Annotated in this window: 9 protein-coding genes and 1 tRNA gene; 6 read left to right on the top strand and 4 right to left on the bottom strand. The window is 69.8% G+C overall.

Going from position 1 to position 8,309, the window contains the following annotated elements:
* Positions 1-61: 61 nt before the first annotated feature.
* On the bottom strand, positions 62-937 hold the full coding sequence (locus ACFVJS_RS04330) for a GNAT family N-acetyltransferase (RefSeq protein WP_378877708.1): 876 nt from the start codon (positions 935-937) through the stop codon (positions 62-64).
* 115 nt (positions 938-1,052) lie between these two features.
* Between ACFVJS_RS04330 and ACFVJS_RS04325 the strand changes: the two genes are divergently transcribed.
* Complete coding sequence (locus tag ACFVJS_RS04325) at positions 1,053-1,943, top strand: virginiamycin B lyase (protein ID WP_378877707.1); 891 nt, start codon at positions 1,053-1,055, stop codon at positions 1,941-1,943.
* A 52-nt stretch (positions 1,944-1,995) separates the two neighbouring features.
* Here ACFVJS_RS04325 and ACFVJS_RS04320 read toward each other — a convergent pair.
* Positions 1,996-2,071 (bottom strand) — tRNA-His (locus ACFVJS_RS04320).
* 49 nt (positions 2,072-2,120) lie between these two features.
* A complete protein-coding gene (gene orn, locus ACFVJS_RS04315) occupies positions 2,121-2,789 on the bottom strand; it encodes an oligoribonuclease (protein WP_378877711.1) in 669 nt (222 codons plus the stop codon).
* A gap of 105 nt (positions 2,790-2,894) precedes the next feature.
* Between orn and ACFVJS_RS04310 the strand changes: the two genes are divergently transcribed.
* From ACFVJS_RS04310 to ACFVJS_RS04295, 4 genes are all read left to right on the top strand, one after another.
* Complete coding sequence (locus tag ACFVJS_RS04310; protein WP_378877706.1) at positions 2,895-3,653, top strand: DsbA family protein; 759 nt, start codon at positions 2,895-2,897, stop codon at positions 3,651-3,653.
* Between the two features lie 305 nt (positions 3,654-3,958).
* Positions 3,959-4,726, top strand: a complete 768-nt coding sequence (locus tag ACFVJS_RS04305) for an FkbM family methyltransferase (RefSeq protein ID WP_378877705.1) — start codon at positions 3,959-3,961, stop codon at positions 4,724-4,726.
* 4 nt (positions 4,727-4,730) lie between these two features.
* Positions 4,731-5,147: a limonene-1,2-epoxide hydrolase family protein gene (locus ACFVJS_RS04300; RefSeq protein ID WP_328532197.1), complete on the top strand. Its 417-nt coding sequence runs from the start codon at positions 4,731-4,733 to the stop codon at positions 5,145-5,147.
* A 78-nt stretch (positions 5,148-5,225) separates the two neighbouring features.
* A complete protein-coding gene (locus ACFVJS_RS04295) occupies positions 5,226-6,551 on the top strand; it encodes a hypothetical protein (protein WP_378877704.1) in 1,326 nt (441 codons plus the stop codon).
* Between the two features lie 18 nt (positions 6,552-6,569).
* Here the strand turns inward: ACFVJS_RS04295 and ACFVJS_RS04290 are convergent, their stop codons facing one another.
* Positions 6,570-7,151: a dihydrofolate reductase family protein gene (locus ACFVJS_RS04290; protein WP_378877703.1), complete on the bottom strand. Its 582-nt coding sequence runs from the start codon at positions 7,149-7,151 to the stop codon at positions 6,570-6,572.
* 65 nt (positions 7,152-7,216) lie between these two features.
* Between ACFVJS_RS04290 and ACFVJS_RS04285 the strand changes: the two genes are divergently transcribed.
* On the top strand, positions 7,217-8,290 hold the full coding sequence (locus tag ACFVJS_RS04285; protein WP_378877702.1) for an NAD(P)H-dependent flavin oxidoreductase: 1,074 nt from the start codon (positions 7,217-7,219) through the stop codon (positions 8,288-8,290).
* Positions 8,291-8,309 lie beyond the last annotated feature (19 nt).

Raw genomic sequence — 8,309 nt, 5'->3', positions numbered from 1 at the left:
CGCCTCCTTCGTGGAACTCCGCGAAGAAGGCGAGCGCTGACCGAGTTACCTCGGTCGACATTCAGCCCAGCTGCTTGCGGAAGAAGTGGGTCGCGTGCGGGTTGTCGTTGTAGCGGTCGATGCGCTCGTAGCCGGCCCGCTCGTACATCCCGATCGCCTCGCTGAGGACGTCCCGGGTGTCGAGACGTACGACTCGGTGGCCCAGGCGCAGAGCCTCCGCCTCGAGGTGGCGCAGCAGGCGCGAGCCGAGGCCGGCGCCGCGCCAGGCGGGGTCGACCCACATCCGCTTGATCTCGGCGGTGCCGTCGAACTCCCGCACTCCGCCCGAGGCGACCGGTGCGCCGTCGCTGGCGGCGACGAAGAAGGAGCCGTGGGGCGGCCGGAGGGAGGGGTCGTCGCCGAAGCCCTCGTCGCCGACGGTGAACCCGAACCGGTCGCCGATCTCGGCGAAGTAGTGGCCCATCGCCTCCTGGGCCATCGGGTCGCGGGGGTCGACCGGCTCGATGGTGATCGTGGCCGCTCGCACCAGCAGGTCGGCGGTGGCCAGCGCCTCGTTGAGGCGGTCACGCTGCCGCTGCGTCAGCGGGTCGAGCAGGAGATGGGCGCGCTCCTCCGAACGCCGCTCGAGGTCGTCCCACTGCTTGAGGCCGTCCTCGGTGAGCGCCACGAGCCGGCGCCGGCCGTCGGCCGGGTCACGCTTCGTCGTGACATATCCCTTGCTCTCCAGGGTGCGCAGCATCCGGCTGACATAGCCGGAGTCCAGGCCGCCGAGGCGGATGCGCAGGTCCTGGACCGACTCGGCGCCGAGGCCGACCTCGTAGAGGATCCGCGCCGTGCCGTAGGGGAGACCGCTGCCGAGGAAGGACTCTTCGAGCGCTCCCACGCGGCGGACGTAGCTCATGTTGAACTTGCGCATCACCGAGGTGTCCACTGTCATATATCTGACTTTAGTCAGGTAATCCGGAGATTCCAAGAGTCTCCGATAAACAGTTGTCCCGGCCGGCGCCGCGGACCGAGAGTGGGGTGCCAGGAGTCGACAGCGAAAGGCATCCATGACACCCGAACCGACCGGCCCCGTCAGCGAGCATCCGGTGCCGGGCCGCGGCCCGTATGCCATCGCCGCAGGGCCGGACCAGGCGCTGTGGTACACCCTGGAGGGCAGCGGCGAGATCGGCCGTCTCGTCCCTGGAGGGTCGCCGGAGGCGTTCCATCTGGCGGCCGACTGCGGCCCGACGATCATCGCGCCCGGACCGGATGGAGCGCTGTGGTTCACCGAGTACCGCGCGAACAGGATCGGCCGGATCTCGGTCGATGGCACGGTGACCGAGTTCGGGCTGCGGGAGTGCGGGCCCTACGGCATCACCGCAGGGCCCGACGGAGCGGTCTGGTTCACCGAGACGACCACGGACTCCATCGGACGCATCGCCACCGACGGCACCGTCACCGAGTTTCCGCTCCCGATCGCCGAGGCGTTCCCGTCCGCGATCGTTGCCGGGCCGGACGAGGCGCTGTGGTTCACGATGAACCGGGCCAACGCGATCGGCAGGATCGATCTGAGCGGCGCGGTGACCCTCTACGAGCTTCCCACGCCCGATGCGGCCCCGGTCGGCATCACGCTCGGCCCTGACGGCGCGCTGTGGTTCGTCGAGATCGCTGCGGGGCAGATCGGCCGCATCACCGTCGACGGGAAGATCAGCGAGCATCCGCTGCCCGACCGGGGAGCGCGCCCGCATGCCATCACCGCCGGCACCGGCGACGTGCTGTGGTTCTCCGAGTGGGGCGCCAACCGTGTCGGGTCGATCACCGTCGACGGCGTGATCGATTCAGTCGCGCTGCCGACTCCGAACTCCGAGCCGCACGGACTCACTCTCGGGCCGGACGGCGCGCTGTGGGTCGCCCTCGAGCACGGTGCGCTGGCGCGCGTCGTGGTGGCTGGCGAATGAGAAAGAGCGAGGTCCAAACCCGACCTCGGTCGGTGTTTGAACCTCGCTCTCATGGGGTGAGCGACGGGGCTTGAACCCGCGACCCTCGCGACCACAACGCGATGCTCTACCAGCTGAGCTACGCCCACCATCGACCCGGACAGCGCATGTCCGAGCCATGCGATGAGCATAGGGGAATCAGACCGGATCTGTGGAATCGGCGACCTCGGCCGGATCGATCAGGCCCGTGATCGAGGCGCCGTGCCGGGCGGCGATCTCCTTGGCGGTGTCCGAGTCCGGCCCGGGCATCGGCACGAAGACGGCCTCGCGGTAGTAGCGAAGCTCCTCGATCGACTCCTGGATGTCGGCGAGCGCGCGGTGGTTGCCGCGCTTGGCGGGAGCCGAGAAGTAGGCCCGCGGGAACCAGCGGCGCGAGAGCTCCTTGATCGAGGAGACGTCGACGTTGCGGTAGTGCAGGAACCCCTCCAGCTCGGGCATGTCGCGAGCCAGGAAGTTGCGGTCGGTGGCCACCGTGTTGCCGCCCAGGGGCGGTCGGGAGTCCTTGCCGCAGTGCTCCCAGACGTACGCCAGGACCTGCTCCTCCGCCTCGCGCATCGTCACACCGTTCTCCAGCTCGACCAGCAGGCCGGACTTGGTGTGCATGTCGCGTACGAAATCGTCCATCTGCTCCAGCGCCTCGGCCGGGGGTTTGATGATGATGTCGACCCCGTCGCCGAGCACGTTGAGATCGAAGTCGGTGACGAGGGCCGCCACCTCGATGAGCGCGTCGTTCTCGAGGGACAACCCGGTCATCTCGCAGTCGATCCAGACCAGACGTTCGTTCAGTGAAGCCACGCAGAGCACCATAACGCCGCTGGTCAACGGCTTCGCGGAGGGATAGGCGACGATGTGATAACGGTTCCCATGGCGTGGTTTCAGCATGCACTCAGGAGACCGACCTATGTTGGCTCCATGAGCACGGATTCAGCCAGCAGCCCCTCGCGCAAGGAGAAGCGTGAGGCCCGCGCTGCCAAGGCCGCCGCGGAGCTGGAGGCTCTGCGCAAGAAGCAGGCCCGCAAGTCGATTCTCACGGTCGTCGCCGTCGTCGCCGCCATCGCGGTGATCATCGGCGGCCTGGTCTGGTTCAGCCTGAACCGGTCCGAGGGTGACAAGGTCACCGCGGTCGACGCCGGCAGCAGCGAGCACGGCCTGGTCATCGGTCCCGACGACGCGCCCCACAAGGTCGTCATCTACGAGGACTTCCTGTGCCCCTACTGCGCCGACTTCGAGGCCGCGTCCCGCGAGGATCTCGCCGAGCTCGCCGCCGACGGCAAGGTGCAGGTCGACTACCGCCCGTTCGTGCTCCTCGACCGGATCGGCCCCTACTCCATGCTCGCCACCTCGGCCTTCGCGGTCGTCCAGGAGGAGGCCGGCGACGAGGTCGCCAAGAAGTTCCACGACCTGCTCTTCGAGAACCAGCCCAGCGAGTCCGGTCCGTTCCCGAAGGCCGCCGATCTGGTCGACCTGGCGGTCGAGGCAGGCGCCGAGGAGTCCGCGGTCAAGGACCGCATCGAGAACCTCGACGGCAAGGCCTGGGCCGACGCTGCCACCCAGGCGGCCGCCGCCGACGGTGTCCAGGGGACTCCGACCATCCTGCTCGACGGCGAGCAGTTCCAGGACGGCAACAGCATCGAGGAGTACGCCGCCAACCTGGTCGAGCAGGTTTCCTGACCTGAGCGAGCGGCGGCCGAACCGCCGGCCGAGGGCGTAGGGTCGGCCACATGGCTCGGCAGATCCAGATCTTTCTCAGCGCGGTCGGGATCCTCCTGGTGGCCTACTTCGCTCTGGTCGGACTGTGGGCCGTCGTGCAGGCGATCCTTCAGTCCTGAGGGCCGACGGGCCGGTCGGGGACGTACCTGACGTTCCTGGTCCGATCCGCGTTGCCCAGGGTTCGGCTGCCGTTTCGGTAGGCACCGTACGGTTCGGCGACAGCCCATGGCGGCTGGGCCGAAGACCCCTAGGCGAAGGTGCTCGAGATGGCGTACGCGACGACCGAAGAAGGCCATCGGATCTATGTGAAGCCGACCGATCCGCGGGCTCTCGGCCTGATCGCCAACAAGGGGCGGATCATCCGTGGCTCGCTCGAGCTGTGGCGGGTGGCGCTCGGACTGCACGAGTGGCAGACCGTGATCGACATCGGCGTGAACTACGGCGAGATGCTCGTCGGGGTGGAGATCCCGGCGGGTGCGGAGCTGATCGGGTTCGAGCCGAACACGTCGCTGCACAAGGTCCTGCGCAAGACCCTCGAGGCGCGAGGCGTCGCGATCGACCTGCGCTCGCAGGCGGTCTCCGACAGGCCTGGCACGGCGCGGTTCGCGGTCGACCGCACCTGGTCGGGAACATCGTCGCTCTACGACGAGCGCCACGACGGCTCGGCCCGCTGGCAGCTCCGCGACGTCGAGGTCACCACGCTCGACGAGGTCCTCGGCGGATCGGGGCGGTCGTTCTGCGTGAAGGTGGATGTCGAGGGCTTCGAGCGCGAGGTGGTCGACGGCGCGGCCTCGTCGCTGGAGCGCACGGAGCACTGGGCGCTGATGCTCGAGATCGAGCACATGGACCGGGGCTATCTGGCCGAGCTGGCCCGGACCCGCGACGTGTTCGTCATGGAGAAGGACTCGACCGTGCTGCGGCGGGTGCCCGGCGAGCGCATCGCCGTCGAGGAGCTTCTCGACGACCCCACCCTGCACCGCCAGGACTGCGTGGTGCTGAGCCCTGCCCTTGCCGGTCGATCGGCGATAGCGTGACGGCATGACCGAGATCCAGATCGTCGAGCAGTTCCTGGCCGCGCTCGAGACCGGTGAGGTCGACGCGGCGCTGGCGCTGTGCGCCGACGACGTCACCTACCAGAACGTGCCCCTGCCGCCGGCCCGCGGCCTGTCCGAGGTCGGGCGCCAGCTGCGGGTCATGGGGAGGTACGCCACCGGCTTCGAGGTCCGGATGATCAACATCGCGGCCAACGGCCCGGTGGTGCTCACCGAGCGCATCGACGTGCTCAGCCGCGGCTCCGTCTCCGCCGAGTTCTGGGTGTGCGGCACCTTCGAGGTGCGCGACGGCAAGATCGTGCTCTGGCGCGACTACTTCGACTGGACCACGTTCATCGCGGCGGGCATCAAGGGCGTCGGCCAGGCTGCGTTCGGCGCGATCCGGAAGGCCGTCGGGCGCTGACCCGCTGTGCGCAGCGCACGAGGCACGTCGTGCACTGTTCTTGTGACGCGAGTCACAACGAGCCTTACGCTCGGAGACATGCCTCGTGCGTCAGCCGCTCTCCTCGCCCTGCTCCTGACCGCCTCCGCCCTGGTCGCCTCGACCGGCCCGGTGCTCGCCGACCCCGAGCCGCCCGGTGACCAGCCGCTGCCGGGCTACACCATCAGCAACCCGCCGGTGGCGCCGATCGTCGTCGGGGGCGCCCAAACCACGGTGCGCCAGGGCGTGCACGAGCACGCTGCGTACGTCCTCGAGGTGCCGGCCGACTGGAACGGCGAGCTGGTGATGTGGGCCCACGGCTACCGCGGGCTCAGCTACACGCTGACACCCGAGACCCCGGGGTTCGGGCTGCGGCGTACGTTCCTCGAGCAGGGTTACGCCTGGGCGGCGTCGAGCTACTCCACCAACGGCTACGACGTGGGTGCCGGGGTGCGCTCGACCCGGGACCTGGCGACGTACGCCTCCGAGCTGCTGCCCCACCGCGCCAGTCGCACCTACGTGACCGGGGTGTCGATGGGCGGGCACGTGATCGGGCGCTCGCTGGAGCAGTATCCGGGCTTCTACGACGGCGCGATGCCGATGTGCGGGCAGCTGGGTGACGTGGAGCTCTTCGACTTCTTCGTCGACTACAACCTCGGTGCCCAGGCGCTCGCCGGGCACGACGCCTACCCCTACGGCGCGGACTACCAGAGCGCCGACGTCCCGGTGATCAAGGCGCGCCTGGGGCTCGACGGCACGCTCACGCCGGAGGGCGAGCAGCTGCGGGCGATGACCATCGAGCGCAGCGGTGGCCCCCGGCCGGGCGCCACCGCGGCCTTCGGGCAGTGGAAGGACTTCCTGTTCTCGCTGCCCTCGGTCGACGACGGCGGCATGCTGGCCTTCAACATCGCCCGGGTCGCGACCAACCAGGACACCGTCTACACGCCCAGCTCACCGGTCGACCTCAACAGCCGGATCGAGCGGATCGACCCCGCGGACCCGGCCGGGCGCTACAGCCACCGGCTCAACGCACCCTCGCGGATCTCCGGCCGTCCCAGCGCGCCGGTGGTGAGCCTCCACAACCTCGGCGACATGTTCGTGCCGTTCTCGATGGAGCAGATCTACCTGCGTGAGGTGAAGCGCCACCACCGCGACGGTCTGGTCGTGCAGCGGGCGATCCGGTCGGCCGGGCACTGCGAGTTCAGCCCTGCCGAAGCCGCGACGGCTTGGGGCGACCTCGTCGACTGGGTGGAGCACGGCGACCGCCCTGCCGGGGACGACGTGCTCGACCGGGCGACGGTCGCCGCACCCGACTACGGCTGTGCGTTCACCGACCCCGGTGCGTACGGGACCGGGTCGCGTCGTCTCTACGCGCGCTGCCCCTGAGCGTCGTCCCGGCCGGGGTCAGTGGACGACGTCGTAGACGAGCTTGAGGATGCCGTTGGCGTAGGTCTCCGACTCGAGCAGCTTCAACATCTGCTTCTCCTTGTCGGTCTTGCTCCACAGCGACTTCCCGGCGCCGAGCACGACCGGGAAGACGAGCAGGTGGTACCGGTCGATCAGGCCGGCGTCGGAGAGGTTGCGGGCGAGCTCGGCGCTGCCGGCGATCAGGATCGGGCCGCCGTCGCCCTGCTTGAGCTGCTCGACCTCGTCCAGCGACCTCACGATGTTCTGCGGGCCCCAGCCCTCGACCAGAGCCTCCTCTCCGAGGGAGGTCGAGACGACGTACTTCGGGATCTCCTTGACCACCGCGAAGTCCTCGATGTCGGGCCAGATCGGGGCGAAGGCCTCGTAGCTGCGGCGACCGAACATCAGCGCGCCGGCCTCCTCCATCTCGCGGCCCTTGATGGCGTAGGCCTCGGGCAGGAACTCGATGTCCTGGAACGTCCAGCCACCGCTGCGGTGCTGCTCGGACGGGATGCCGCCGCCGGGGGAGTCGACGACGCCGTCGAGGGACACGAACGCGGAGTAGATGAGAGTGCGCATGCTGCCGATCCTGCCGTGACGGACTCGGACAGCGCCAGAGCTTTCCGGGGACTACCGTGAACGTCATGACGGCCCGACGACGTGCTCAGGAGTTCTGCGAGGCCTACGGCCTCGCGATGCCGATCCTTCAGGCGCCGATGGCGGGCGCCTGTCCGCCCGCGGCGGCGGCCGCGGTGGCCGACGCGGGCGGGATGGGTGCGGCGGGGGTGGTGCTCGACTCACCCTCGCGGATCGCGGAATGGGTGGACGAGTTCCGCTCGATGTCGGCTGGCCCGTTCCAGCTGAACATCTGGATTCCCGACCCCCTCGACGACGACCCCGCCAAGATCTCCGCCGCGGAGGAGTTCCTCGGAAGGTTCGGTACGCCGGGTCCCGAGCAACCTCCCGCGCCGTCGTTCGAGGAGCAGTGCGAGGCGATGCTCGCCGCCCGGCCGACCGTCGTCTCCTCGATCATGGGGCTCTTCTCGCCCGACTATGTCGATCGTCTGCACGCGGCCGGGATCGCCTGGTTCGCGTGCGCCACGACCCTGGCCGAGGCGCGGGCCGCGCAGGACGCCGGTGCCGACGCCATCGTCGCCCAGGGACTCGAGGCCGGCGGACATCGCGGGGTCTTCGCGGAGGAGACGGCGGAGCGTACGGCCGTGGGGCTGTTCGCGCTGCTGCCGCACATCGTCGACGGCGTGGACCTGCCCGTCATCGCCACCGGCGGGATCGCCGACGGACGTGGCGTGGCCGCGGCCCTGACCCTCGGCGCGAGCGCCGTGCAGGTCGGTAGCGCGCTGCTGCGGTCACCGGAGACCGGGATCGCCGACGCGTGGGCCGCCTCGCTGGAGGGGCTCGAGCCGGAGGAGACGGTCGCCACCCGGGCCTACTCCGGACGCCTCGGCCGCGCCGCCCCGACGCCCTACGTGCGTTCCTGGGAGGGCCCGGACGCGCCGTCACCCGCGCCCTACCCCCACCAGCGCCGGCTCGTGGCCAGGTGGCGCAAGGGCACCTCAGATCCCGCCGCCGCGGCGCCCCTCGACCGTGCCAATCACTGGGCCGGTCAGGCCGCCGGCCGTGCCGTCGCCGAGCCCGCGGCCGAGGTCGTCACCCGGATGTGGAGCGAGGCCCGCGGTCTCCTTCCCGACGGGGAGTAGGGCGGCGGTGTAGAACGGA

Origin of the sequence: Nocardioides sp. NPDC057772 (assembly GCF_042798075.1) — a bacterium.
Classification (GTDB): domain Bacteria; phylum Actinomycetota; class Actinomycetes; order Propionibacteriales; family Nocardioidaceae; genus Nocardioides.
This window is presented reverse-complemented; position numbering and strand designations above follow the sequence as displayed.